16 protein-coding genes are annotated in these 25989 nt (G+C 64.5%); 6 read left to right on the top strand and 10 right to left on the bottom strand.

Features of this window, described 5'->3' with window-relative positions; translation table 11 throughout:
- Positions 1 to 106: 106 nt before the first annotated feature.
- Positions 107 to 2086 (top strand): alkyl/aryl-sulfatase, encoded by a 1980-nt coding sequence (locus VOI18_RS00080; RefSeq protein ID WP_323760383.1) that lies wholly within the window; start codon positions 107 to 109, stop codon positions 2084 to 2086.
- Positions 2087 to 2161: 75 nt separating this feature from the next.
- Positions 2162 to 4825 carry a M14 family metallopeptidase gene (locus VOI18_RS00075; protein WP_323760382.1) on the top strand — a complete coding sequence of 888 codons (2664 nt, stop codon included), beginning with the start codon at positions 2162 to 2164 and terminating at the stop codon, positions 4823 to 4825.
- 18 nt (positions 4826 to 4843) lie between these two features.
- On the opposite strand, the gene VOI18_RS00070 is transcribed toward VOI18_RS00075, so the two are convergent.
- Positions 4844 to 6652 carry an ABC-F family ATP-binding cassette domain-containing protein gene (locus tag VOI18_RS00070; protein ID WP_323760381.1) on the bottom strand — a complete coding sequence of 603 codons (1809 nt, stop codon included), beginning with the start codon at positions 6650 to 6652 and terminating at the stop codon, positions 4844 to 4846.
- A gap of 207 nt (positions 6653 to 6859) precedes the next feature.
- Here VOI18_RS00070 and VOI18_RS00065 point away from each other — a divergent pair, with 207 nt between their 5' ends.
- Positions 6860 to 7747, top strand: coding sequence for an ABC transporter ATP-binding protein (locus VOI18_RS00065; RefSeq protein ID WP_323760380.1), 888 nt, complete (start codon positions 6860 to 6862; stop codon positions 7745 to 7747).
- Between the two features lie 28 nt (positions 7748 to 7775).
- A complete protein-coding gene (locus tag VOI18_RS00060; protein ID WP_323760379.1) occupies positions 7776 to 11363 on the top strand; it encodes an ABC transporter permease/M1 family aminopeptidase in 3588 nt (1195 codons plus the stop codon).
- A gap of 82 nt (positions 11364 to 11445) precedes the next feature.
- Here VOI18_RS00060 and VOI18_RS00055 read toward each other — a convergent pair whose 3' ends face one another.
- Together VOI18_RS00055 and VOI18_RS00050 are read right to left on the bottom strand one after the other, a co-directional pair.
- The gene (locus tag VOI18_RS00055; RefSeq protein WP_323760378.1) at positions 11446 to 12576 is read right to left on the bottom strand and encodes a hypothetical protein; all 1131 of its coding nucleotides are present in this window, start codon (positions 12574 to 12576) and stop codon (positions 11446 to 11448) included.
- A 111-nt stretch (positions 12577 to 12687) separates the two neighbouring features.
- Complete coding sequence (locus VOI18_RS00050; protein WP_323760377.1) at positions 12688 to 13146, bottom strand: hypothetical protein; 459 nt, start codon at positions 13144 to 13146, stop codon at positions 12688 to 12690.
- Positions 13147 to 13226: 80 nt separating this feature from the next.
- Between VOI18_RS00050 and VOI18_RS00045 the strand changes: the two genes are divergently transcribed.
- Positions 13227 to 14336, top strand: a complete 1110-nt coding sequence (locus VOI18_RS00045) for a PQQ-dependent sugar dehydrogenase (RefSeq protein ID WP_323760376.1) — start codon at positions 13227 to 13229, stop codon at positions 14334 to 14336.
- Here VOI18_RS00045 and VOI18_RS00040 read toward each other — a convergent pair whose 3' ends face one another.
- From VOI18_RS00040 to VOI18_RS00025, 4 genes are all read right to left on the bottom strand, one after another.
- Positions 14337 to 17534 carry an efflux RND transporter permease subunit gene (locus VOI18_RS00040; RefSeq protein ID WP_323760375.1) on the bottom strand — a complete coding sequence of 1066 codons (3198 nt, stop codon included), beginning with the start codon at positions 17532 to 17534 and terminating at the stop codon, positions 14337 to 14339. It abuts the gene before it with no gap.
- Positions 17531 to 18604, bottom strand: coding sequence for an efflux RND transporter periplasmic adaptor subunit (locus VOI18_RS00035; protein WP_323760374.1), 1074 nt, complete (start codon positions 18602 to 18604; stop codon positions 17531 to 17533). Before VOI18_RS00035 ends, VOI18_RS00040 begins: the two co-directional genes overlap by 4 nt.
- Before the next feature lie 146 nt (positions 18605 to 18750).
- The gene (locus tag VOI18_RS00030) at positions 18751 to 19932 is read right to left on the bottom strand and encodes an NAD(P)/FAD-dependent oxidoreductase (protein WP_323760373.1); all 1182 of its coding nucleotides are present in this window, start codon (positions 19930 to 19932) and stop codon (positions 18751 to 18753) included.
- Between the two features lie 3 nt (positions 19933 to 19935).
- Complete coding sequence (locus VOI18_RS00025) at positions 19936 to 20874, bottom strand: alpha/beta hydrolase (protein WP_323760372.1); 939 nt, start codon at positions 20872 to 20874, stop codon at positions 19936 to 19938.
- A gap of 100 nt (positions 20875 to 20974) precedes the next feature.
- Between VOI18_RS00025 and glpK the strand changes: the two genes are divergently transcribed.
- Positions 20975 to 22471, top strand: coding sequence for a glycerol kinase GlpK (glpK, locus tag VOI18_RS00020; protein WP_323760371.1), 1497 nt, complete (start codon positions 20975 to 20977; stop codon positions 22469 to 22471).
- Here the strand turns inward: glpK and VOI18_RS00015 are convergent.
- The 3 genes from VOI18_RS00015 to VOI18_RS00005 are packed head-to-tail and all read right to left on the bottom strand — an operon-like array spanning position 22468 to position 25548.
- Positions 22468 to 23619, bottom strand: a complete 1152-nt coding sequence (locus VOI18_RS00015; protein ID WP_323760370.1) for a trans-sulfuration enzyme family protein — start codon at positions 23617 to 23619, stop codon at positions 22468 to 22470. The genes glpK and VOI18_RS00015 overlap by 4 nt on opposite strands.
- A gap of 1 nt (position 23620) precedes the next feature.
- Entirely contained in the window at positions 23621 to 24559 is a 939-nt protein-coding gene (gene metX, locus VOI18_RS00010; protein ID WP_323760369.1) for a homoserine O-succinyltransferase MetX, read from the bottom strand.
- On the bottom strand, positions 24556 to 25548 hold the full coding sequence (locus VOI18_RS00005; protein ID WP_323760368.1) for a hypothetical protein: 993 nt from the start codon (positions 25546 to 25548) through the stop codon (positions 24556 to 24558). The genes metX and VOI18_RS00005 overlap by 4 nt, the downstream gene beginning before the upstream one ends.
- Between the last annotated feature and the right edge of the window lie 441 nt (positions 25549 to 25989).

Below are 25989 nucleotides of genomic sequence, written 5' to 3'. Positions count from 1 at the left end.
AATGCCAGCAAATTCGGTTGCTTGTGGTCCCGCCATACAGGAGCTCCATCGTCAAGACGCGAAAGCCGGGCTAGGCTCTCCGCCAGACCGTATCGAGGAGGGACACATGCGGCGCATGATGGCTGTGTTGGCGTTACTTGGCCTGGCGTTGTCGGCCTGTGGCCGCGACGAAACGCCCATCGGGCTGGCCGCCGGGGCAGCGGGTCCTGACGCGGCGGGTTTCAACCCCGCCTCGCCCTCGGCAGCGGCATCGAATGCCCGACATGCGGCGCGTATCCATGGTCTCCCGTCGAACGATGACGCCCTGGTCACAAGGGGGTTTGTCGGTCGGGATGAAAACCTCGCCATTCGTGACGCGGAGGGCGCCATCATCTGGCGCGCCGCCGATTATCATTTCCTGTCGGAGGCGCCGGCGGCGAGCGTGCATCCGGGCCTGTGGCGGCAGGCCCGCCTGAACACGCATCATGGCTTGTTCGAGGTGGTCCCGGGCATCTATCAGGTGCGTGGATACGACCTCGCCAACATGTCCGTGATCGAAGGCGAAACGGGTCGCATCATCATCGATCCTCTGACCTCGGTGGAAACGGCGCAAGCGGCCATGGAGCTGGTCAATCGCGAACTGGGCGAGCGACCGGTCAGCGCTGTCATCCTGACCCACTCTCACATTGATCATTTCGGCGGCGTCGGAGCCGTGGCGGGGCCGGATACGCCGGTCATTGCCCCGGCCGGCTTCCTGGATGCATCGGTCAGCGAGAATGTCATGGCAGGTATCGTGATGGGGCGACGCGCGGGCTACATGTATGGCACGCAGTTGCCCCGCTCGCCCCGGGGCCATGTCGGATCGGGGCTGGGCAAGCATCCGGCGCTCGGTACGCATACCATTGCCCGCCCCACCCATGTGATCGATGCGACCGGTCAGACCCTGGAGATCGATGGTGTGCGGATGGAGTTCCAATACGCCCCGGACACGGAAGCACCGGCGGAGCTGACGGTTTTTTTTCCTGATCTGCAGGCCTGGTGCGGCGCCGAGCTCGTGTCGCGCACGATGCACAATCTCTACACCCTGCGCGGTGCCCAGGTGCGTGACGCGCTGGCCTGGTCGGCGGCGATCGACGATGCGCGGCGTCGTTTCGGGCCGCGCACGCAGGTCATCTTCAACTCCCACCACTGGCCCGTATGGGGACAGGACGAGGCAGCGGATTTCCTGATTGCCCAGCGTGACGTCTACAAATTCATCCACGACCAGACGCTTCGGCTGGCCGCGCAGGGCCTGGGTCCGGACGAGATTGCCGAGACGATTGCCCTGCCCGCGGGTCTGGAGGACGTGTTCGCGGTCCAGGGCTATTACGGCACGCTCAAGCACAATGCGCGGGCCGTCTATCAACGCTATTTCGGCTGGTATGATGCTGTTCCCGCGCATCTGGACCCGCTGCCGCGCACCGTTGCAGCGCAGCGCTATGTCGAGGCGATGGGCGGCGTCGATGCTGTTGTGGGCATGGCCCTTGAGGCGCACGGGCAGGGCGATGACCGCTGGGCTGCCGAGCTGGCACAGCACGCCGTCTTTGCGGCGCCGGATGACGCCGCGGCGCGCGACATCCTTGCCCGGGCCTATGAGCAATTGGGATATGTCGCGGAGTCGGCACCCTGGCGCGACGTCTACCTGACCGGTGCCCATGAGCTTCGCAATGGTGTTGCGGCCCTGGACGCCACCGCGGCCGGGTCCGCGATCCTCAGCGAAATCCCGCTCGACATGTTTTTCGCGGCGATGGCGACGCGCCTGGACAGCGCCCGGGCAGAGGGTCGGGACCGAAGCTTCAACTTCATCTTTTCAGACGTGGGTGAGACCCATGTCGTCAGCCTGTCCAATGGCGTCATGCATCATCGCCAGGCCCCTTCGGTGGACGATGCCGACGCGACGGTCACGCTGACCCGGAGCTTCTGGTTGCGCCTGTTGCAACAGGAGGCGGGCCTGGTGGACATGATCGGCTCGGAAGACTTCGCGATCGAGGGTGACCGTCTCGCCCTGCTCGGGTTTTTCGCCATGTTGGAGCAGCCCCAAGCCGGCTTTCCGATCGTCACGCCGTAGGACGCTGGACTGGGGGCTTTTCCACGCGAGGCAAAAGCTGGTTTAGTGGGTGTTCAATCGTCCCCGGGGGTTTCCATGTTTCGCGCCATCCTTGCTGCCAGTGCTGTCCTGATCTCCGGTGCCGGAGGTGCCTTGGCCCAGCCATCGCCTTTCGAGGCGCGCTACGATCCGGCCATCCCCGATGCACGGGCGACCTTTGGCTATGCCTTCGGTGAGGAAATTACCCCGCCCGAGGACGCCATCGACTATCTCTACACGCTTGAAGCCGCGGCACCTGACCGGGTTGATGTGGTCGAATACGCGCGCAGCTGGGAAGGCAGGCCACTGGCCTATGCGGTGATTGCCAACCCCGATGTGATGACCCGTCTTGATGATATCCGCGCCGGATTGGCCAGCCTGGCCGATCCGCGCGGCCTTGATGCCGCCAGCCGGGCGGCGCTGATTGCCGATCTGCCGGCTGTGGTCTGGCTATCCTATGGCGTGCACGGCAATGAAATCTCCTCGACCGATGCAGGCTTGCGCACAGCCTATCATCTGCTTGCCGCGCAGGACGACCCGGTCGTCGACTCCATCTTTGAAAACACCATTGTCGTGGTCGATCCGACCCAGAATCCGGACGGTCGCAACCGCTTCCTCCAGTCTTTCCGCTCGGCGCGTGGTCTTGAATTCAGCGGCGACCGTTACACCGCCGAGCACGACGAGCCATGGCCGGGCGGACGCTACAACCACTATCTTTTCGACCTGAACCGTGACTGGTTTGCCCGCACCCAGCCGGAAACGCGCGGTCGCACCGACGCCATCCTGGAATGGCGCCCGGTCGTTGTGGTTGATGCCCATGAAATGAGCGGCGACAGCACCTATTTCTTCGCCCCGTCGGCGGAACCCTTCAATCCCGAGATCGTTCAGTCGCAGCGTGATGCCCAGGCCCTGATCGGTCGCAATCACGGGACCTGGTTCGACCGCCTCGGCTATGCCTTCTTCACGCGTGAAGTCTATGACGCCTTCTATCCGGGCTATGGCGACATGTGGCCGACGCTGCAGGGCTCGGTCGCCATGACCTATGAGCAGGCCTCGGCCCGAGGCCTGGCCTGGCGCCGTCGTGACGGGTCGACCCTGACCTATGCCGATGGCGTCAATCACCATTTCGTCGCCTCTCTGTCGACCGCTCAGGTCGTGGCCGAGAACCGCGAACGTTTCCTGACCGATTTCGTCGAATTCCGCGCCACCTCCTCGACCAGTGCCGACGATCCCCAGGCCATGCTGTTGTCGTTGTCGGGCAATCGCTGGGGCGCCGAGCGAACAGCCCGCAACCTTGCGGCCCAGGGTATTGAGGTCGGGCGCGTCGCGCCGGGCACGTCTGCATGCGGCACGCGGCTGGACGATGGCGGCTTTCTGGTTCGTTTTGACCAGCCGGCGGGCCGGCTCGCCCGGACCTTGCTGGAAGACACTACTGACCTTCCCGCCGACTTCATGGTCGAGCAGGAACGCCGCCGGGCCGACGGCCTGGGTCACGAGCTTTACGACGTGACGGCCTGGTCGCTGCCTTTGATGAACAATGTCGAAGCCACCACCTGCCGACGCTCGCCGAGCCTGGCGACCGAGGCGGTGGACCCGGAAGTGCCGATCGAACGCGTCACCACGCAGCACAGTGCCGAGTGGGGCTATGTGATTGGGTGGACCGATGCCGGTCAGGCGCGCTTCGTCGCCGCCTTGGCACGCGCCGGCGTGCCGATGCGCACGACCGACGTGCCCTTCCGTATCGGTGAGCGTCGTTTCCCGCGCGGCTCGGTGGTCGTGCCGCGCCACGGCGCGCCCGACGATCTGGACGCACTGATGAACCGCCTCGCGGCAGAGAGCGGGGCCCGTTTCGAGGGCATGGCGACCAGCTGGGTCGATGAGGGCCCCAATCCGGGCAGCTCCAATTTCCTGGCGATGCGCGCGCCGCGGGTTGCGATGCTGTGGGATGCCGGCACCGATCCGACTTCGGCTGGCGCCACCCGCTATGTGCTGGAGCGCCGCTATGACATTCCGGTGTCGGTGATCCGGGCCGGTTCGGCCGGCCGGGCCCAGCTGGGTGATTACGACGTGCTGATCCTGCCCGAGCAGGGGTATGGCGGATTGTCTTCGGCCCTGGGTTCCTCAGGGGCGAGCGCGATCAGTGAATTTGTGCGCGAAGGCGGCATTCTTGTCGGGCTTGGCGACGCCACACGTTGGTTGGCCTCCGCCGATGTCGGCCTGATCCCGGCCCAGCGCGAGCGCGCCGCCGATACGCCGCGTGACGGCGTTTCGGCTTCGGGCCAGGTCATTGACGGCACAGTCCTGGCCAATGAGGCCGAGCTTCGGGTCCTGGAAGCCGCGGCCGGATCCCTGCCGGAATCCTCGCCGGGGGCGCTGGTCAATGTGGTCGCCAATCCCAATGCCTGGATGGCCGCCGGATACAGCAGCGGCGCTGCGGCGCTGGTCACCGGATCCGACATCTACGCCCCCGTGGCGATGGATGATGCGACGACGGCCCTGCGTTTCGAGGCCCGCGATACGCTCCTCGCCGGCGGGTATCTGTGGGAGGAATATGCCGACCAACTGGCCCTGAAGCCCTTCGTCCTGTCGACCCGTCAGGGCGCCGGACAGGTCGTCGCCATCACCCAGTCGCCGACCACACGCGCCTATCTGGAAGGCCTCGACCTCTTGCTCCTGAACGCTGTCCTGCTTGGCCCGGCCCATTCGCGGGCGCTGCGGTAGGGAGAGCGGGGCGAGGAACTAACCCTCAATCTCCTCGCGCAGGGCTTCCAGTTCGAGCCAGCGGTCTTCCTTGTCGGCGCGGTCCTGCATGGCTTCGCCGAGGCGTTTGGAGACGGCGGCGAAGCGGGCGCTGTCGGCGAACAGCTTGGGGTCGGCCATGTCGGCTTCCAGGCGGGTGATTTCCTGGCTGAGTTTTTCGATCTCGTCGGGCAGGAGTTTGAGGGCGTAGCGGTCCTTGTTGGCCATGCGGCGGCGTTCCGGCTTCACCTCGGCGCTGGCGGCCGGCTTGTCGGCGGGCTTGCCGGACTTGCCGACTGACTTGTCGAGGGCACTGACGCCGGCGCCGCGCTGGGCGACCATGTCGGCATAGCCGCCGGCATATTCCTGCCAGATGCCGTCGCCCTCGGCGATGATCACCGAGGTGCAGCAACGGTCGAGGAAGTCGCGGTCGTGCGAGACCAGGAAGACGGTGCCGGCATAATCCGCGATCAGGCCCTGCAACAGGTCGAGCGTTTCCAGGTCGAGATCATTGGTTGGCTCGTCCAGCACCAGCAGGTTGGACGGCAGGGCCAGGGCGCGGGCCAGCATGATCCGCGCCCGCTCGCCGCCCGACAATACATAGACCGGGGTGTTGGCCTGCTCGGGCGGGAAGAGGAAGTCCTTCATGTAGGCGACGACATGCTTGGTCTTGCCGCCGACCTCGACCTGGTTGCCGCTGCCCTGGGTCAGGGCTTCCGACAGTGTCCAGTCGTCCTTCAGGGCAACGCGCTTCTGGTCGAGCGAGGCGATCTCCAGCTTGGTGCCGAGGCGGACCGTGCCGCTGTCCGGCGCCAGCTGTCCGGTCAGGATGTTGAGCAAGGTGGTCTTGCCGGCACCGTTGGGGCCGACCAGGCCAATGCGGGCATTGCGGGCGATCTTGGTCGAGAAATCGCTGACAATGGCGCGCTCGCCATAGCTCAGCGAGACGCCCTTGGCCTCGGCGACCAGCTTGCCGCTTTCATTGGCCTCGGAGACTTCCAGCTTGACCTGCCCTTGCGGTCCGCGATGGTCGCGGCGTTGTTGCTTGAGGGCGTGCAGATCACCCAGGCGGCGGACATTGCGCTTGCGCCGGGCGGTGACGCCATAGCGCAGCCAGTCTTCCTCGCGCACGATCTTGCGGTCGAGCTTGTGCAGCTCGTCCTGCTCCTGTTCCAGCACCGTGTCGCGCCAGGCCTCGAATCCGCCAAAGCCCTGGTCGAGCTGTCGGGTCTGGCCGCGATCCAGCCAGACGGTCTTGCGGGTCAGGTTTTCCAGGAAGCGACGGTCATGGCTGATCAGGACCAGGGCCGAGCGGCAATGGCGCAGCTCCTCTTCCAGCCATTCAATCGCCGGCAGGTCGAGATGGTTGGTCGGTTCGTCGAGCAGCAGGATGTCGGGGTCCGGCGCCAGGGCGCGGACCAGCGCGGCGCGTCGGGCCTCACCACCGGAAACCTGCGCCGGGGTCTCGTCGCCGGTCAGGCCGAGGCGTTCGAGCAGATAGTCGGCCCGGTAGTCGGCATCGCCGGGCGCGAGGCCCGACATCACATAGTCGCGGATCGTGGCGTGGGCCGACAGGTCCGGATCCTGTTCCAGATAGCGCACCGTGGCCGACGGGTGGACGAAACGGTCACCCTCATCGTATTCGACCAGGCCGGCGGCGACTTTGAGCAGGGTCGACTTGCCCGACCCATTGCGTCCGACCAGACACAGGCGTTCACCCTCATCGACCTGCAGGTCGGCGCCCGCGAGCAGTGGCGTGACGCCGAAGGTGAGGTGGATGTTCTGGAGGGTGAGGAGGGGTGGAGCCATGTGCCATCGCATACAATTGTGCGGGCCTTCGGTCACCCTGTTCCGGCAGAAAGCACGCCGGAAAGCGCTTGGGGGGGACAATGGGGGTCGCGCGTCCCTCTGGCGCCAATCCTGAACAAAGCCTCATTTGCGCCATAATGGGGCGCGGCCTAGGTTGGCGCCCAGGGACAGGAGAGGGACGCGGGCGAGGGCCGGCGTGTTACAATCATGCTGACGATCAAGAATCTCACGAAAACCTATGGCAATGGCGTGCGCGCCATGGACGGGGTCACGCTGGACATCCCCAAGGGCATGTTCGGCCTGCTCGGCCCGAACGGTGCCGGGAAGTCGACGCTGATGCGCACCTTGGCGACCTTGCAGGCGCCGGACAGTGGTGAGGCGATCTTCGGTGAGATCAATATCGTCAAGGACCCCAAGGCGCTGCGCGCCACGCTGGGCTATCTGCCCCAGGATTTCGGTGTCTATCCGCGCATGTCGGCGCGGGCCATGCTGGACCATCTCGCGGTCCTCAAGGGCCTGACCAATGCCAAGGAACGCAAGCAGGTCGTCGAAGCCCTGCTGGAGCAGACCAATCTGACCCAGCACGCCAAGAAATCCGTTGCCTCCTATTCCGGCGGCATGCGCCAGCGTTTCGGCATTGCCCAGGCATTGCTGGGCGATCCGCAGCTGATCATCGTCGACGAGCCGACCGCCGGCCTCGACCCGGAAGAGCGCAACCGCTTCCACAACCTCCTGTCCGAGATCGGCGAGAATGTCGTCGTCATCCTGTCGACCCATATCGTCGAGGATGTCTCCGACCTGTGCCCGAAGATGGCGATCATGAACCAGGGCAAGATTGTCGCCCAGGGCGTGCCGGCCAATCTGGTCAAGGCGCTGGACGGCAAGGTGTGGTCGAAGACGGCCGCCAAGACCGACCTGGCCGAACTGCGCACCCGTCACAACGTGATCTCGGAACGCCTGACCATGGGCCAGGTGATGATCCGCGTCCTGGCCGACAGTCAGCCGGGCGATGATTTCGTGTCGGCGGCCGCCGATCTGGAAGACGTGTATTTCTCGACCATCCGCGGCGGCCAGTCCGACGCGGCTGCGGCTTAAGTCTCAACCCGGCAGAAAGGAGCACATCATGCTCTCCAAGATCGCAGGGTTCGAGATCCGATATCAGATCTTCTCACCCGTTTTCATCGCGGTTTTCGCGATCTTCTTCCTCCTCGTCTTCGGCGGGGTCACCATTGACCAGATCCAGGTCGGCGGCGGCGGCGCGACCAATATCAATTCGCCGAACGCGCTGACCGTCAACACGCTGATCTTCTCGCTGTTCGGCGGCTTGATCCCGGTCGCCTTCCTGTCGTCCGGTGTCATCCGCGACCGCAGTTTCAAGACGGAGGAACTGTTCTTCTCGCGTCCGATCCGGGAAATGGACTTTGTTCTCGGTCGCTTCATCGGCGGCTTTGTGGCCACAGCCCTGTGTTTCGCAACGGTTCCGCTGGCCTTCCTGATTGGTTCGGTCATGCCCTGGCTCGACCAGGAATTGATCGGACCGACCCGGTTGGACTGGTACCTATACGTCTATCTGGCGTTCGGCCTGGTCAATATGTGGGTTGTGGGAACCATCCTCTTCACCGTCGCCAACTTCACCCGCTCGACCATGATGGTCTGGGCCGGTTTTGTTGGTTTGCTGGTGCTCTACTTCATCGGTTCCGCCATTGCCGGCCAAGAGCCGGCCTTGCGCGAGACGCTCGCCCTGATCGACCCGTTCGGCTTTAACACCTTTGGTGAGGCCACGCGGTACTGGACGGCGTTCGAGCAGAACAGCCAGGTGGTTCCCTTCGAAGGCACGCTGTTGATCAACCGCTTGATGTGGATCGGGATCGGTGCCGCGCTGCTTGTGGTCAATCTGGTGACCTTCCGGTTCCGGCAGGGCAATGCGGGTGGCGGTGCCAAGCGCAAATCCGCCGTCGCAACCGCGGGTGCCAAGCACGCGATCACCGATATCGAGCTGCCGCGCGCGACGCCGACGCTTGATGGCGCAGCTTCGCGCCAGCAGTTCGCGGCCCGCGTTGGCTTCGAGGTCAAGGGCGTGGTGTTCAACATCGCCTTCTGGATCATCCTGGCGCTGGGCCTGTTCAACACAATTCCGGGCTTCTTCTTTGCCAACGGGATCTACGGGACCGACAACTTCCCGGTCACGCGCGTGATCATGAACACGATCAACGGGGCCTATTCGATCATCCCGCTGGTCATCGTGATCTATTATGCCGCTGAACTGATGTGGCGCGAGCGCCGCTTCGGCTTCAACGAGATCACCGACTCCACGCCAACCGAGAGCTGGGTCTTCATCACCGCGAAGTTTGTGGCGATGGGTGTGGTTATCACCGCGCTTGCGGCTGTTGCGATCATCGCCGGCATGCTGTCACAGCTCGCGTTGGGCTTTGGCGGGCTTGAGATTGACCAGTATCTGATCCGCGGCGTGATGGAACTCATTGTTCCCTTCGTCATCCTCGCGGCGCTGGCGATTTTCTTCCAGGTTGTGTTCAACAATCGCTGGCTCGGCATGGCGGCGATGCTCGTCTATTTCATCGCCACGCTGGTGATGAGCCAGATCGGTTTCGATCACAATCTCTACCAGTATGGCGGCGGACCGGGTGCGCCCTATTCCGACATGAATGGCTATGGCCACTTCCTCGGGATATCGCTCTGGTACACTGCCTATTGGGCGTTCTGGGCCCTGCTGCTGATGGTTCTGGCCTATCAGTTGTGGAGCCGTGGTTCGCTCAGCCCGATCCGTCAGCGGATTGGCCGGATGGTGTCGGGTTACTCGCCCGCAACCGGCATGGTCGCCCTCATCGCTGTCATCGGCGCCGGTGCGACGGGTGGCTGGATTTTCTACAATACCAACATCCTCAACACCTATATCTCGGGGCCCGACCAGCGGGGCCTGGCGGCGGAGTATGAGCGTCAGTATCTGCACCTGCAGGACCTGCCGCAGCCGACCATCATCGAGACGGCCTATGACGTCGACATCTATCCGCAAGACCGCCGCTATGCGGCGACCGGTCACTATGTGCTGGAGAACAAGGAAGACACGGCGATCGACACGCTGTGGATTTCCTACGGTCAGGGAACGACCATCGTCTCGCAGGAGATCGAAGGCGGTTCACTGGCGACCTCGGATGAAGGCTTCTACTTCTACTCCTTCGATCTCGGCACGCCGCTCGAGCCCGGTGAAACCCGGCGTTTCGACTTCACGGTTGAGCGCAACAATCCGGGCTTCCGCAATTCCGGCAATGTCGGGACCGTCAATCACAACGGCACCTTCTTCAACAATTCGGAGTCGATGCCCAATATCGGCTTCAACAGCAATTGGCGCCTGACCGACCGGCAACAACGTCGCCGCGAAGGTCTGGATCCGATCGAGCGGGCCTATCCGCTCGAGGATGAAAGCCGCTGGTATGAGAACGGGATCACCAATGCGGACTATGTGACCTTCCGGACGACCGTCTCGACGGCTCCGGGCCAGATCGCTGTCGCGCCGGGTTATCTGGCGCGGGAGTGGGAAGAGGACGGTCGCCCGCATTTTGAATACGTCATGGATCGGCCGATCCTGAACTTCTACTCCTGGCTCTCGGCCGAGTATGAGGTGGCGGAGCGGGAGACCGATGGTGTGCTCTACCAGGTCTTCCATCATCCGGATCATGCCTGGAATGTGGAGCGCATGCTGGAGGCGGGTGAAGACTCGATCGGATATTTCTCCGAACATCTCTCGCCCTACCAGTATCGCCAGTATCGCATCCTGGAATTCCCGGCCTATGCGAGTTTCGCCCAGTCCTTTCCGAACACCATTCCGTATTCGGAAGCGATCGGTTTCATTGCCGATCTCTCGGACCCGTCCGACATTGACTATGTCTACTACGTGACCGCCCACGAAGCGGCTCACCAATGGTGGGCGCACCAGGTCATGGCGGCGAATGTCCAGGGCAGCACGATGCTGGTCGAGACCTTCGCCCAGTACTCGGCCCTGATGATCATGCGCCAGGAGTATGGCGAGGATCACATGCGTCGCTTCCTGAAGTACGAACTCGACAGCTATCTGTCGGGTCGGGGTTCGGAAGCGATCGAGGAGCAGCCGCTCTACCGGGTCGAAAACCAGCAATACATCCATTACCGCAAGGGCGCGGTGATCATGTATGCGCTGCAGGACTATGTCGGTGAGGACGTGGTGAACCGGGCCATGCAGCGCCTGATCGCCGAGCGGGGCTTTTCGTCCGAGCCCTATGCGACGACGCTCGACTTCCTGCGCCTGCTGCGCGAGGAGGCCGGGCCAGAGCATGAGGCCATGATCCATGACTTCTTCGAGCGCATCGTCCTGTTCGATCTCAATGTGACCTCGGCCACGGCGAGCGAACGTGACGATGGTCGCTGGGATCTGGTGCTGGAAATCGAGGCCCACAAGTTCGAGGCCGACGGGGCCGGCGAGCAGACCGAGGAGGCCATCGACTACATGATCGATATCGGCGTCTTCACGGAAAATCTCGACGATGCCTATGAGGGCTCGGACCATGTGCTCTACATGGACAAGCACCGCATCAACGAGACCACGATGCGGATCGAGCTGATTGTGGATGAAGAGCCGCTGTATGCCGGCATCGACCCCTACAACAAGCTGATCGACCGCAATTCGGATGACAATCTGATGCCGGTCACAATCGAGTAGGCACGATCGAATAGGGCTGTCACAGTCTGACGGGAAAGCCGGGCCTTCGGGTCCGGCTTTCTTGTGACCGGCGAAGCGGCAATCAGCCGATCAGCGCCTTGGGCACGCCTTGCCCCTTGTCGCGGATGAGGCTGCGCAGGAAGGCCGGAAAGACCTCCATCGCGTCACGCGCCGAAAGCGAGCCGAGTTCGCGCCCGCGCCACCAGTATTCCCAATAGGATGTGACATGGGTCAGGGCCGAGAGGTCGCTCCCGAAATGGTAGAAATACCCGTCGGCCTTGAGCAAGAAATTGCGGATGGTGACCGGGTCGCCGCTGCGGCAGAAACGCTCGAACTCTTCCTGGAACCCGTCGAGAACCGAGACCAGCGCAGCCCAGCGTTGCCGGGTTTCCTTGAGGATCAGCTTGCGGATTTCGTTGATCTGGTTGCGTTCCTGGGCGGTGACGCCGCGGATGATCACATCATCCATCTCGATGACGAAGCGTCGCAGGCGCTCGGTCGCTTCGTTCAGCTTCCAGCGATAGTAGAGCACGCCCTTCCAGCCGAACATGCCGTCAACAAACTCCTCCTTGGTCATGCCGAGGGTCTGCCGCAGGGCGTTCATTTTTGGCGTGTCCTCGCCCTCGATGATCTCGACCGCGAATTTGAGGGCTCGGGCGTCGTCATCGGCCAGGTTCTCGTGCCCGAAGGCAAGGGCCACCACGCCGGCGATCTGCTTGGCCACATAGGCTTGCATGGCCTTGCGCTCTTTCGGCGCGATCTGGAAATACCGGGCATCAATCGGCCGTTCATGGCGCAAGAAACGGTCGGAGAGCAGGAAGGGGTCGAAGGATGGCAGCTTGGACAGTTCGCGAAGCCGGGCGAGGTCGTCATCCAGGTTCTCGCCACCGTCGACGGTGACGTCGAGAAAGCGTCGCAACTTGGCGAGCCCCCGCCGCTCTTCCACGAAGAGTGTGTGCCCGCCCATGCCCAGATCATCAATGCTGACAGGAATGATGACCTTGGTCACAACCGCCGCATCGACCGTCAGCATCGCCCGTTCGTGGGGCCTGACCGTGTGCTTGATGAGAAAGGCATGGTTCAGTTTGCGGTTCTGGAACACAGGGCCGCGCTCGAACTCCAGATCATCCGCATGGGCGCGGGTGATCGAGTACAGGTCAAAGATGCGTGTGGTCGTCCCGCCTTGGACAATGCGCTTCAGATTGGAATCCATGACCCTACTCGCCCTCAGGCGGGTAGGATGAAGGGCAAACCTGTAGGATTGGTAATCTTTTCCGGCTTCGCCGGTTATTTGTTATGCACCACTGCCCGGCCCTGCAGGCTTTCAATCAGCGGACGGCTTGAGTCGGGCAAATACCAGACCGGCGATCACGCCGCCCAAGGCCAGGGCCAAAAGTCCTGACAGTTCACGGCTGGCAGCAACGGGCGTGATCGTCGAGCCGAGCAGCTCGCGATAGACCAGGGTGATGCTGGTGATCATGACGGTCACGGCCAAGCCGCCGGCCAGTGCGAATCCGGGCAGCCGCCAGTTCGGACCCAGCCAGCGGGCGACCCAACCGGCGACCGGGAAGGCGATCGTGAAACCGATCAGGTTCAGGACCAGCAGCGTCGGGGCGAAGCCCTGAAGGTCGCGCCAGCTGGCGTCGATGCGCACGGCGAGTGGTATCTCCGCGCCGATCCGGGCAAGCGCCTGAAGGTCGACATGGGTATTGGCCAAGCTGACCAGCATCGTCCCGACAGCGACCGCGAAGAGAAAGACCGCCACTGTTCGCACTGTCGTCATCGGGGATGCCTCGCTGGTACTCTACAGGTCGGGCGAGAGCCTATAGGGTGGCGGCCACAACGACAATTCGGGAGTGGAAGATGCGGGCGATCACGGTTCTGGTTTTGGCGGGTTTGCTCCTTTCGGCACCGGCATCGGCACAGGCCGTCGAAACACGCGTCACCGGTCTCGAGTATCCGTGGAGCCTGGCCTTCCTGCCCGACGGCCGGATGCTGGTGACCGAAAAGCCGGGACGTCTCAGGATTATTGATGAAACCGGCCTCATCGGAATGCCCGTCAGCGGTGTCCCGGACGTGCTGTATTCCGGCCAGGGCGGTTTGCTGGATGTGGCGGTGTCGCCCGATTTTCAGACCGACCGGCTGATTTATCTGAGCTGGAGTGCGGGCAGCACGGCTGACAACACCCTCTACCTGGGTCGCGGGCGGCTGCAGGGCGACAGACTTGTCGACTTCAGCGTCCTGTTCGAGGCCATGCCTCACCGTCAGACTGATGTCCATTACGGCGGCCGCATCGCCTTGATCCCGGCCGAACCCGGTGTGCCGGCCAGCTTGCACCTGGGCGTTGGTGACGGCTTCGACTATCGGGAGGAAGCGCAGAACCCGGACAGTCATTTCGGCAGTTTTGTCCATCTCCTGCCGGACGGGCAGCCGGCCCGGTCAGTCATGGCAGAGGCCGCGCCCGGCGTAACGACAATCGGGCATCGCAACCCGCAGGCGGTCGTCCACGATCATCAAACCGGTACGCTCTATGCCCATGAGCACGGCCCCCGCGGCGGTGACGAGATCAATGTCCTGGTGGCGGGGCAGAATTACGGCTGGCCGATCACCAGTCATGGCATCGACTATACCGGTGCCCTGGTGACACCGTTCCAGACCTATGACGGCATGACCGAGCCCTTGCATGTCTGGGTCCCCTCGATCGCGCCGTCCGGGATGGCGCTCTATCGCGGCGGGATGTTTCCCGAATGGGAGGGGGACCTGTTGGTCGCGGCTCTTATTCCGGGCGATGCCGATGTCCCCTCCGGGCATGTCCGCCGGGTTGACCTGGAAGACGGCCGGGTCGTCGGCGAGGAGATCCTGTTCGGCGAGATCGGTGCCCGCATTCGCGATGTCCGGGTCGGGCCGGACGGGGCCGTCTGGTTGCTGACCGATGAGGCCGAGGGCCGGTTGATCCGGATCAGTCGCGACTGATCACTCGGCGGGCAGGGCGGCGTCGGCCTGTTTTGGCCGACCGATCAGGCGTCGCACCAGCCCGGCCAGTCTCGACGGCGCCCCCAGCAGGACCGGCGTCAAGAGCAGGGTCAACAGGGTCGAGAAGCCCAGACCCCAGACCACCGCCGCCGACAATTGCACCCACCATTCGCTGGCCGGTCCGCCGATCGACAGGGTGCCGTGGGCGAAGTCGGCATTGAGCTGGAAGACCATCGGCAGCAGGCCGAAAATCGTGGTGATCGTGGTCAGCATGACCGGCCGCAATCGCTGGGAAGCTGTGCGGACGATGGCTTCGTCGACCGGCATGCCCAACCCGCGCAGGCGCTGGAAGGTGTCGATCAGGACGATATTATTGTTCACCACGATCCCTGCCAGCGTCACCACGCCTGTCCCGAGGAAGAGGATGGAGATGTAGGGAAAGGTCAGCATCACGCCCAAAAGGACGCCGACCACGGACAGGACCACGGCCTGCAGGGTCAGCACGACATGCCAGAAATTGTTGAACTGCCAGAGCAGGATCACCGCCATCATGAAAAGCGAGGCGAGCATGGCACCGCCAAAGAAGGCGCCCGCCTCGGCGTTCTCCTCGTCGGCGCCGAGATAGTTGATTTCGACACTGCGCGGGAGGGTGCCGTCAGCGACCCGCGCGTCGATCCAGTCTCGCAACTCGGTCAGCAGCAGATTGCCGGCATATCCCTCATCGGCATTGGCGCGGACGATCAGGACACGCTTGCCGTCGCGGCGGCTGATCGAGTCGACCCGCTGACGGGCTTCGCGGGTGACGAAATTGGAGATCGGAACCGCGCCGGTGGAGGTGTTCACCCGCAGATCGTCGAGGCGGGAAATATCACGGTCGGCGGCCGGGAACCGGACCCGGATGTCGACTTCTTCCTCGGCATCGTCGGGGCGGTAGCGACCCACCAGCGTGCCGGTGGTCACCAGTTGTACGGCCGCTCCCAGCTGGGTGACATCGGCGCCGTAGCGACCGGCTTCCTCGCGATCAACATCGAGACGCCATTCGACGCCGGGCAGGGGCAGGGTGTCGTCAATGTCGGTGACGCCGTCCATCTGGTCGATGAAACCACGCACCAGTCGCGTTGCCGCTTCCAGTGCCGTGGCATCGTCCGAGCGTAATTCGACCTGGATGTCCTTGCCAACGGGCGGACCCTGCTGGAAGGGGCGGACCTCGATGATAACGCCGGGAATGCCAACCATGGCCTCGCGGATTTCACGCTCGATGAGACGGCCATTGGGGCGCTGCCCGAAGGGTTCGAACTCGACGAAGATGCGCGCGACCGTGTCCGCCGGAGCGGCGCCAACGCCGTCGAAGGGTGAGCGCCCGGGCGGCGTGCCGGCGACGGTGTAATATCCCTTGATGCCATCGATGCCCTGCAGCCGGGTTTCCGCTTCCAGCGCCAATCCGTACTGCTCGGCCGGTGACATGTTGCCGCGTGCCCGGACGAAGACGTAGAGCTGCTCCGGCTCGGCATCGAGGAAGAATTCGGTGCGCATGTTCGAGGCGGTGGCACCAAAGCTGAACACCACGCCGACCACGATGACGAGGGCGCCCAGCGACACCATGACCGGCCGTTTCACAAGGCGGGCGATGGTGCGGGCATAGATGCCCGTCAGACCCGGCAGGTCGGTCGGGTCGCTGTCTTCCTGGGCGTTGAGATGAGCGACCGCGCTGTTGGTGTCGACGACGCCGCCCTTGCGCCCGAAGACCGATCCCAGTGTCGGCAGGAAGATCAGCGCCATGACCAGGGCCGAGGTCAGCACGAAAATCAGGGTCAGCGGCAGAAAGGCCATGTACTGGCCCGGAATGGAGTTCCAGAACAGGAAAGGTATGAAGGCCGCCAGCGTGGTGCCGGTCGAGGAGACGATCGGCCAGAACATCCGCTTGCCGGCGCTGGCATAGGCCTGCTTGCGGGTCTCGCCTTCGGCCAGTTTGCGGTCGGCATACTCGACCACCACGATGGCGCCATCGACCAGCAGCCCGACCGCCAGGACCATGGCGAACATCACCATGAAGTTGACGGTCAGCCCGTACAGGTCGAGCAACAGGAAAGAGAACAGGAAGCTCGACGGGATGGCGATGCCGACCAAAAGGGCCGAGCGCAGACCCAGCGCTGCGACCACGATGATCAACACCAGGATGATCGCCAGCATGATCGATGAGGTCAGGCTTTGCAGGCTGTCGCGGACATAGGTCGACAGGTCGAGCGAGAAGTCGTGACGGATGGTTTCCGGCCAGTTGGCCGCGACCGCATTGGTCACGGCCCGCACAGCCGCCGCGGTCTCCATGATGTTCTCGCCGGAGCGACGGACGACCTGCAGCGTATAGGCGGGCGCGCCATTATAGCGGGCGAAGCTGTCGGCATCCTTGAAAGTGCGGCGCACGGAGGCGACGTCCTGCAGGGTGACGACCGTGTCACCCGAGCGGGTCAGCGGCAGGTTCAGCGCGTCATCGGCTTCTTCGAACAGGCCGGGCACCTTGACCTGAAAGCGCGCTTCGCCGCTGTCGAGCGAGCCGGCGGCGATCAGCCGGTTGTTGGATTGTACGGCGTTGAACAGCTGGGCGTAGGTGACGCCATACGTCTCCAGCCGGGCCGGATCGATAACGATTTCCAGCACTTCCTCGCGCAGCCCCTGAATGTCGACCTGCAGGATTTGCGGCAGGGCTTCCAGCTCGTCTTCCAGCGCGCGGGCAGTGCGGAACAGAGCGCGTTCGGGGGCTTCACCATAGATCTGCACGGCGATCGTCGGGGCCAGTGCCGAGTTGAATTCCTGGATTACTGGTTCGCGAACGTGTTCGGGATATTCGCGCCGGGCCATGTCGACGGCTTCGCGAACATCCAGGACCGACTGGTCGGCGTCAAACGGCACGTCGAATTCCGCGACCAGCGTTCCGGCGCCGAGTGAGGCCGTACCGTTCAGCTCTTCCAGCCCCTCGATCGCCCGCATTTCGGTTTCGGTCGGCCGCACGATCAGGCGTTCGGCGTCTTCCGGCGAGATGCCGTCCAGTGGCACCACGACGATCACGAAGGGGAAGGGGATGTCCGGATCGGCCTCGCGCGGAAGGGTCGCGAAAGCGATCAGGCCGGCGATCAGCGCACACACGAAAATGGCCAGGATCATCCGGGCCCGGCCGATGGCAAAGTCGACGATGCCGGTCAACGGCTGGCTCCCTCCGGGCGGACCTCGACCCGGGTGCCGTCAGAGACGAAATCCTGTCCGAGAACGATCACTTCCGCCGTTTCCGGCAGGCCGCTGACCCAGACCTGTTCGCCATCATCACTCAGCAATTGAATCGGCAGGAAGCGGACCGTGTCGCCCTGTTCGATGATGCGCACACCCAGCTCGCCGTTGGAATCGAGGGCCAGAATCGACGCCGGGACGCGATGGGCCGGTTCCGGCGGCAGGTTGAGCCGTATCTCGGCCGTCAGCCCGGACCGGATCATGCCATCGGGGTTGGGGACTTCCAGCTCGACGCGGAAGGTGCGGGTTGCCGGATTGGCGCGCCGTTCGACAAAGCGGATGCTGCCATCGACGCGCTCACCGCTCAGCAGGCGGGCCTCGCCGGGCATGCCGGGCTGCAGGGAGCCGACATCGCGCTCGGCCACTTCGGCGACAACCAGGATCGGGTCCAGCTGGAGCACTGTGCCGCACGGGTCGCCGGTGCGCAGAAAGTCGCCGATCTCGGCATCGCGTCCGTCGAAGTATCCGTCGAACGGGACACGCAGATCGATATTGGCCAGTTCTTCGCGGGCGGCGCGCAGCTGTGCGCGGGCACCATCCCGGGCGGCCTCGAGGGCGGCAACGCTGTTGGCTGACCGGTGCCCCCGGGCCTGTAGCTCGGCGGCGGCCTCAAACTCGAGCTGGCGGGAGCGCAGGTCGGCTTCGGCCTGGTCGACCGCGGCGGCGCGGGCATCCACTTCCAGTCGACAGATCACCTCGCCGGTCGATACCGGCGAGCCTTCCAGGACGGGCGCTTCAACAACGCGACCACCGGTCTCGGCGCGGACAGTAACGGCCCGGATCGCTTCGGTCCGGCCGCGCAGTCGCAGTTCGGCGGGACGGGGCGAGGCTGTCACGGTCCGGGTGACGACTTCAAACAGCGCGTGCTCGGAGCTCTGCGTGTCGGGCTGAACACCGGCATCGCTGCGAAACACGGTGCCGAGGGTGAAGAGCAGAACGACCGCGACAAAGATGCCGGCCGCGGACAGGTATGACGTATTCAACTTCATGGCCAAACTGCTCTCGTCGGTCTGCAATCGACGTCTCGCCAGCCCGGCGAACGCCGTTCATTCCCTCAGAGATACCCCCCATACCGTTTCGTGGCGAGAACAATCCGCGACCCGATTTGTCGCGCCTGTCCCGGTCTCGTTTTTTGTCAGGCGACCTGTCCGGCACACCAGCCGGACGACCAGGCCCATTGAAAGTTGTATCCGCCAAGCCAACCCGTTACGTCAACAACTTCTCCAATGAAAAACAGCCCGGGCACCGCTCGCGCCTGCATGGTCCGGCTGTCCAGCCCGTCCGTGTCGACACCGCCGAGTGTGACTTCGGCGGTGCGGTATCCTTCCGATCCTGTCGGGGTGATCGGCCAGGCCGCGAGATGGTCGGCGAAAGCGCGCAGCTTCTTGTCCGACTGGTCGGCCAGATTGCCGTTCAGTCCGAACTCCTCGACCAGCATCGCGGCCAGTCGTTTGGGAAGGTGTTCGCCGAGGGCGGTCTGCACCGCCTGACGGCCATTCGCTTGCCGCGCGGCGCGCAGAACTTCGAACACATCGAGATCGGGCCGGATGTGGACCTGCAGCGTCTCGCCCTCCCGCCAGTAGGACGAGATCTGCAGGATGGCCGGCCCGGACAGACCGCGATGGGTGAACAGCATGGCCTCGGCAAACCGGGCCTTGCCATGACAGGCGACGCCGTCAACGGCGACGCCGGCGAGCGGCTTGAAGCGGGTCAGCGTGTCGGGGTCAAAGGTCAGCGGCACCAGGCCGGGCCGGGTCTCGACAATGTCGAGGCCGAACTGGCGGGCGACGTCATAGCCAAAGCCGGTCGCACCCATTTTCGGGATCGACTTTCCGCCCGAGGCGATGACCAGGGACTGGCAGCCCAGTGTCGAACCGTCAGAAAGCGTGAGACGGAAACCATCTCCCTCGCGGGCGACTTTCGTGACGGAGGTGGACAGGCGCAGCTCGCCACCAGCGGTTTTCAGGTCCGACAGGAGTGCGGCGATGATGTCCTTGGCCGAGTGGTCGCAGAACAGCTGTCCCAGCGTCTTTTCGTGCCAGGGAATGGAGTGGCCATTGATCCAGTCGACGAAGTCCCACTGGGTGTAGCGCTTCAGTGCCGACTTGGCGAAATGGCGGTTGCCGGACAGGAAATTCTCGGCCGTCGTGTGCATGTTGGTAAAGTTGCAGCGCCCCCCGCCGGAGATGCGGATCTTCTCGCCCGGTGCCTTGCCGTGCTCGATCAGCGTGACCGAACGCCCGCGCCTCGCCGCCTCGATGGCACACATCAGGCCAGCGGCGCCGGCGCCGATGATGACGACATCGCGCTGGGCCATGGCTCAGCCGGTGACCCGGTCGAGCCAGTCGGCAAAGGCCTCGATCTGCGCATCACGGCCGATCTCGTTCATGGTCTCGTGGCGGAAGTCCTTGAGCACTTCCAGACGGACATCGGTGAGACCCGCTTTCTTCAGGCGCTTGGCCAAGGCCTGCATCGACTTGCCGCCCTCGGTCGCCGGGTCTTTCGATCCGGCGATCAGATGCATCGGCAACGCCTTGGGCAGGGCGGCGAGGTGGCCGTCCTCCTCGGCATAGGCGACACCGGACAGGAAGTCGCGCCAGAGCGAAACGGTCGATGGCCAGCCGCAGACCGGATCATTGACATAGGCATCGACCTCATCGGTATCGCGCGACAGCCAGTCGGCATCGCTGCGGCCTTCCGGGAAACGCTTGTTCCAGGCCTTGAAGGTGAGAGTGTCGAGTGTGTGGCTGGTCGCCAGCTTGCCGCCACCGAACAGGGCTTCGAAGAAGAGCACGAAACGCATCACCCCCTTCAGTCCGCCCAGGGCCATGTTTCCGTTCCAGATCGCCGCCGCCGTGACGCTGTCCGGAGCGCGCAGGATATGGTTGAAGGCGATGACCGAGCCCATCGAATGGCCGAAAATCACCAGCGGCAGTCCGGGCCAGCGGCGGCGAGCCTCGGCGTGAACCGCGGCGACATCCTGCATCAGCTTGTCCCAGCCACCCTGGTCGGCAAAGCGCCGTGGACCGCCGTCGGCGGCTTCTGTGGCTCCGTGACCGCGATGGTCGTGGGCAATGACATGATAGCCGCGCCCCGCCAGTTGGGCCGCCATGCGGGCATAGCGACCGGCATGTTCGGCGAGGCCGTGATTGATGTGGATGATGCCGCGCGGCGTGTCGTTGGCGTCCTGGGTATAGATCGCCAGATCGGCACCGCTGGGGCTTGCCAGGCGCTCAAGCCTGAATGTCGCGTCGCTCATGCATCCTCCCGTTTGCGCTGAACCTAACGCGTTTTCTCATCCGCCGTCATGGCTATAGTCACACACCGGGCGGGACGGCCCGTGATCGGGGAGGATGGCGATGTTTTCCAAACGCAAGGCGCTGCTGGCGATTGACCAGGGCACGACCAGCTCGCGGGCAGTGGTTTTCAAGCCCGATGATGATCTGGTTGCCTCCGCCCAGCGCGAATTCCAGCAGATCTATCCCCAGCCGGGCTGGGTCGAGCATGATCCCGATGTGATCTGGGCGACCGTCCGGGCCACGGCCCGGGAAGCCCTGGCGACCGCCGAGAAGGGCGGTTGGCGAGCCGAGGCGATCGGCATCACCAATCAGCGCGAGACGACGCTGGTCTGGGATCGCGCCACCGGCGAGGCGATCCACAATGCCATCGTCTGGCAGGACCGCCGCACTGCCGAGCGATGTGCCACGCTGCGGGCTGAAGGCCATGAAGCGATGGTCACGGACAAGACCGGCCTTGTGCTCGATCCCTATTTCTCGGCCACCAAGATCGCCTGGATACTCGACCATGTGGACGGCGCCAGGGCTCGGGCCGAAGCGGGCGAGCTGGCCTTTGGAACGGTTGATACCTGGCTGATCTGGAAGCTGACCGGCGGCGCCGTCCATGCCACTGACGCGACCAATGCCAGCCGCACGGCGCTCTACGACATCACCACCAATCGCTGGGATGAAGCCCTGCTAGACCTGTTCGGCGTGCCTGCGGCCCTGCTGCCCGAGGTGCGCGACAGTGCCGGCGATTTCGGCGTTGCCGACAAGTCGGTCCTGGGCCGCGAAATTCCGATCACCGGTGTCGCCGGCGACCAGCAGGCCGCGGCCATCGGCCAGGTCTGCCTGGCGCCCGGCGAGATGAAATCGACCTATGGCACCGGCGCCTTCGTCCTGATCAATACCGGCGACAGGCCGGTCCGCTCGAGCAAGAAGCTGCTCGCCACCATCGCTTACCGGATTGACGGGGTGACGACCTACGCGCTGGAAGGCTCGGTGCTGTCGGCTGGAGCGACCGTGCAGTGGCTGCGCGACGGGCTCGGCCTGATCGCCAAGGCGTCGGAGATCGAGGCCCTGGCCAATAGCGCCGATCCCGACAGCGGGGTCTATCTCGTGCCCGCTTTCACCGGTCTTGGCGCACCCTATTGGGATGCCGAGGCACGCGGTGCGTTGGTCGGCCTGACCCGCGGCGCCGGCCGGGCCGAGATCGCCCGGGCCGCGCTCGACAGTTCGGTTCACCAGACCTGTGACCTGCTGGACGCGATGGCCGCCGACGGGGTTAAAGCCCTGAGCCTTCGGGTCGATGGCGGCATGGCTGCCAATGATGCCTTCCTGCAGCGTCTGGCCGACCTGACCGGGATCGAGGTCGTGCGCCCGGTCAGTATCGAGGCGACCGCCTGGGGCGCGGCCTTTCTCGCGGGCCTGGGCTGCGGGATGTTCAAGAGCCTCGAAGACGGTCGCGCGCTCTGGGTCGCCGATCGCAGCTTTGCGCCAATGGCCGACGCGGAACGGCGCGAGACTGACCGCAAAGGCTGGCACGACGCTGTGGCGCGGGTCCGTTCGGACGCCGTCTAAGCACTTGCTGACAGGGCCCGATCGAGATCGGCGATCTGGTCGCTTGCGCTTTCCAGTCCGATCGAGAGCCGGATCAGGCTGTCGGCGATACCGGCCTCGGCCCGGGCGTCCGGGGACATCGAGGCATGGGTCATCAGGGCCGGAATGCAGCACAGGCTTTCCACGCCGCCCAGCGATTGCGCCAGGGTGAAGATCTCCAGCACCGACACCACATCTCGTGGCGGCGGTGCGGTCCCGGCCAGCTCCAGGCTGATCAGCTGACCGAACCCGTCCTGCTGTCGCGCGGCGAGTTGATGGCCGGGATGGCTTTCAAGGCCCGGATAGTCGACCCGGGCCACACGCGGATCGGCCTCCAGCCACCGGGCCACTTCCAGCGCGCTCTCGCACTGGGCCTTGGCCCGCAGGGGCAGGGTGCGCAGGCCACGCAGGGCGAGATAGCTGTCGAAGGCGGCAGCGCCGACACCGACGCAATTGGCCCACCAGGTGAGCTCGGCGACCCGTTCCGGATCGGCGCAGCAGGCCACGCCGCCGACCATGTCGGAATGTCCGTTGAGGAGTTTGGTGACCGACTGGACGGAATAGTCCGCCCCCCAATCGAGCGGTCGTTGCAGGACCGGTGACATCACCGTGTTGTCTATGGCCAGCTCGGTACCGGCGTCCTTGGCAAGGCGGGCGAGGCCCCTGATATCGGAGATTCTCAGGCGCGGATTGGACGGGGTCTCGGCGATGATCAGGGCCGCGTCTTCATTGAGCGCGTCGGCGACTTTGCCAAGATCAGTGGTGTCGACATAGACCGGGATCAACCGGCCACCGCGGCCCCGGGCATCAAGCAGCCGCCGTGTGCCGCCATAGGCATCGTGCGAGCACAGCACCCGGGCGCCGTGCGGAATGCCGTGCAGCAAGAGATCGATCGCCGACATGCCGGAGCCGGTGACGATGGCCCCGGCGGCGTTTTCCAGTTCAGCGATGGCGTCGGCCAGCAGCGACCGGCCCGGATTGCCGGTACGGGCATAGTCAAAGGCCGGCTGGATGGCCGGATCCTCGCGCCGGTAGGCGGTCGACAGCGACAAGGGCGGGATGACGGCGTTCCAGCTGCGGTCGGTGTTCAGTCCGGCCCGGATGGCCTTGGTGCGTTGATCGCTTGACATGTCAGCTCCCGAAAATCCCGTCCAGAGTGTTGGAGATGACGGCGTCCTCCTTGAGGAAGGCATCGTGGCCGAACAGCGAACTTATGGTGGTCAGACGACCGTCCGGGGTCCGCGACGCGGCGTCGGCAATTTGCTCGACCGGGACGAGACGGTCCTCGAGCACCGCCACCCAGCTGACCGGGCAGGGAATGGTGGCGACATCGACGCGGTGCTCGTCCATTGACCGCGACAGCGCCAGGAAACGACGCGGGTCGGTCCGGTCGGCATAGCGCTGGCCGTTCTCCGTGAGGTAACCGGTCACACCGCCGGCATCGCGACTGTCCGGGTCCGGGTCGGCAAAGCGGGCTTCGAATTCGGCCGGCGTGCGATAGGTGGTCAGGGCCAGTCGTCGGGCCAGGTCGAGTCCGGCCCTCCCGTCGCCCAGGCGCAAGGCCAGCTCGACCGTGTCCCGCTGAATGGAACGCCAGGCCCGCGCCATCTCGCTGGCCCGGTCGGCGGCGGAAATGATCACCAGCTGGCGCACTCGCTCCGGCGCCAGGGCGGCCAGGGCCAATCCGATCATGCCGCCATAGGAGGAGCCGACAATGGCCAGGTCGCGGATGTCGGCGGCGTCGGCCAGAGCAAGAATGGCGCGAGCCTGGTCCTGTGTTGTCGGAAAAGGATGGATGTCAGCGCCAATGAAATCAAACGACAGGATGCGGTGCCGGTTGGTGTCGAGGGCCTTGCCCGGTCCCGCCTGCTGGCGCCACCAGCCCTTGCCGTCGACCGTGTCGGTCACGTCGCGACCAAAGGAAATGCCCCCAAGCACGAGAATGGCGGGCGCGCCCTCCGGTCCGGCGATGCGGCCTGTCACGGTCACCGGAGAGCCGGTCGCCGTCAGGGTGATTGTCGAGATGTCGCGACATCGAAGGGCGGGCGGATGCTGCAGGGTGACGCTCATCGGACGCTACCCTTGGCAAGCAGGGCCCGCACATCCGACAATACCGACCCGGCGGTCGGGGCTTGGCCGGCACCCTTGCCGTGGAGAGTGAGGGTTGTGCCACTGGCACAGATGATCTCGATCGCATTGTCCTCATTCTCGACCCGGGCCAGGGCGTGATCTTCCGGCAGCGCCTGCAGTCTGACCGAGGCCAGCACACCGTCTGCGCCGGCTGACAGCTCGGCGACCTGCCGGTAGCGCAAGCCGTTCTCCCGGGCACCCAGGATCTGGCCGACCGACCGGTCGAACAGGCTGTCGGCGGGTATGCCGTAGGGGTCGGGGGCGATATCGAAGGCGGCGCGAGCAATCAGGGCCAGCTTGAACGCGGCGTCCAGCCCGTCGAGATCGGCGCTGGGGTCCTCTTCGGCGAAGCCGGCGGCCTGTGCGGCGGTGATGGCCTTGTCAAAGCTGACCCCGTTTTCCAGCAGGCCTAACACGAAGTTCGAGGTGCCGTTGAGCACGCCGCGCACCCGGGTGATGGTCTCGCCGGACGCTTTGAGCCGGGCCACCGTTTCCAGCACCGGAACGCCGCCACCAACGGCGGCCGAATAGGCGAAGCCGGTGCCGGCCCGGCGGGCACGGGCTTCCAGATCCGGACGCCGGGCGATGACAGCCTTGTTGGCCGAGATCACATGAACGCCGCGCTCGACCGCCAGCGCCAGAGCCTTTTCCGCAGCTGCACAGTCGGGCAGGGCGTCGATGACCAGGTCCGGCCCGGTGTCGAAAGCGGCATTGAGATCGGTCAACCAAGCGTATCGGTCGTCGGGCTTGCGCCGTGGTTTGCGGGTGACTATGGCGGCGATCTCGACCTGGGCCGGCATGGCTTCCAGACCCGCCAGGACTCCGGCATTCACCGTGCCGCAGCCCAGCAGGACGACCCGCAGACGCGGCGTCAAAGCCGCCGTCGGGACCGTATCAAGGGGATAATCAAGCGCCGCAACCAGGGACATCGTTCCACATTCCGTCTTTGCGGAAAGCGCGACACGCCGAATGCGGGATGCTGATGAGGCCAAGGAATGCGTGGCGATTGCCGGGAGCCTCGATCAATCCGCTTTAGCCGCACTTTTTCCGCGCCCGCAAGCTAGATCTCAAATCGGCGCGACTTCACATATAAAGATATGTTTATATGTGTCAAGCGATAGAGTCCGGCGCTGTGCAAGACACGCGGCCGGCTCCGCACGCTTTCGCGCCGGAGGGATAGGAGGGAGCGGGATGTCGGCCGGAGCCGATAAAGCGCTCATTTGATAACGGTAGGCTTCGACAAGCATCCCGCCAAATCTTTGTTGAAAAAAAGGTGGGAGATTTCCCGGGCTGTCTCCACCCCGATTCCAATGCGTCAGGTAGATGGGGTCGGTCGTTTAGTGCCCCGCGACCTGGTCGCACGCCCTGCC

The sequence above is a fragment of the Maricaulis sp. genome, from assembly GCF_034670125.1.
GTDB lineage: Bacteria > Pseudomonadota > Alphaproteobacteria > Caulobacterales > Maricaulaceae > Maricaulis.
This window is presented reverse-complemented; position numbering and strand designations above follow the sequence as displayed.

What these genes read in the sequence shown, in the direction of transcription:
- VOI18_RS00025 (WP_323760372.1), bottom strand. Translation starts at nt 20,874, where the DNA reads ATGAGCGACGCGACATTCAGGCTTGAGCGCCTGGCAAGCCCCAGCGGT.
- VOI18_RS00080 (WP_323760383.1), top strand. Translation starts at nt 107, where the DNA reads ATGCGGCGCATGATGGCTGTGTTGGCGTTACTTGGCCTGGCGTTGTCG.
- metX (WP_323760369.1), bottom strand. Translation starts at nt 24,559, where the DNA reads ATGAGCGTCACCCTGCAGCATCCGCCCGCCCTTCGATGTCGCGACATC.
- VOI18_RS00045 (WP_323760376.1), top strand. Translation starts at nt 13,227, where the DNA reads ATGCGGGCGATCACGGTTCTGGTTTTGGCGGGTTTGCTCCTTTCGGCA.
- VOI18_RS00060 (WP_323760379.1), top strand. Translation starts at nt 7,776, where the DNA reads ATGCTCTCCAAGATCGCAGGGTTCGAGATCCGATATCAGATCTTCTCA.
- glpK (WP_323760371.1), top strand. Translation starts at nt 20,975, where the DNA reads ATGTTTTCCAAACGCAAGGCGCTGCTGGCGATTGACCAGGGCACGACC.
- VOI18_RS00075 (WP_323760382.1), top strand. Translation starts at nt 2,162, where the DNA reads ATGTTTCGCGCCATCCTTGCTGCCAGTGCTGTCCTGATCTCCGGTGCC.
- VOI18_RS00030 (WP_323760373.1), bottom strand. Translation starts at nt 19,932, where the DNA reads ATGGCCCAGCGCGATGTCGTCATCATCGGCGCCGGCGCCGCTGGCCTG.
- VOI18_RS00070 (WP_323760381.1), bottom strand. Translation starts at nt 6,652, where the DNA reads ATGGCTCCACCCCTCCTCACCCTCCAGAACATCCACCTCACCTTCGGC.
- VOI18_RS00005 (WP_323760368.1), bottom strand. Translation starts at nt 25,548, where the DNA reads ATGTCCCTGGTTGCGGCGCTTGATTATCCCCTTGATACGGTCCCGACG.
- VOI18_RS00065 (WP_323760380.1), top strand. Translation starts at nt 6,860, where the DNA reads ATGCTGACGATCAAGAATCTCACGAAAACCTATGGCAATGGCGTGCGC.
- VOI18_RS00015 (WP_323760370.1), bottom strand. Translation starts at nt 23,619, where the DNA reads ATGTCAAGCGATCAACGCACCAAGGCCATCCGGGCCGGACTGAACACC.
- VOI18_RS00035 (WP_323760374.1), bottom strand. Translation starts at nt 18,604, where the DNA reads ATGAAGTTGAATACGTCATACCTGTCCGCGGCCGGCATCTTTGTCGCG.
- VOI18_RS00055 (WP_323760378.1), bottom strand. Translation starts at nt 12,576, where the DNA reads ATGGATTCCAATCTGAAGCGCATTGTCCAAGGCGGGACGACCACACGC.
- VOI18_RS00050 (WP_323760377.1), bottom strand. Translation starts at nt 13,146, where the DNA reads ATGACGACAGTGCGAACAGTGGCGGTCTTTCTCTTCGCGGTCGCTGTC.